The following is a 238-nucleotide window of genomic DNA, read 5'->3' as shown; positions in this document are numbered from 1 at the left end:
GCAACAGCCTCACCGCCGAACCGCACCGCCTCACGGCCGCGCTGGATAACATCATTCTCAACCGCTTTCTGGGCCTGCCCATTTTTCTTGGCGTGATGTATCTGATGTTTCTGCTCGCCATTAACATCGGCGGCGCGTTGCAGCCAATTTTCGACGCGGGTTCTGTAGCCGTGTTCATTCACGGGCTGCAATGGGTCGGCTATACGTTGCATTTTCCCGCCTGGCTGACGCTGTTCCT

At 57.1% G+C, this 238-nt stretch carries 1 pseudogene; it reads left to right on the top strand.

The window, feature by feature from the left end:
• Window positions 1-238 (top strand): annotated as a pseudogene (gene feoB / locus DW58_RS19705) (Fe(2+) transporter permease subunit FeoB); the annotation flags it as partial.

This window comes from Siccibacter turicensis LMG 23730, from assembly GCF_000463155.2.
Classification (GTDB): Bacteria; Pseudomonadota; Gammaproteobacteria; order Enterobacterales; family Enterobacteriaceae; genus Siccibacter; species Siccibacter turicensis.
This window is presented reverse-complemented; position numbering and strand designations above follow the sequence as displayed.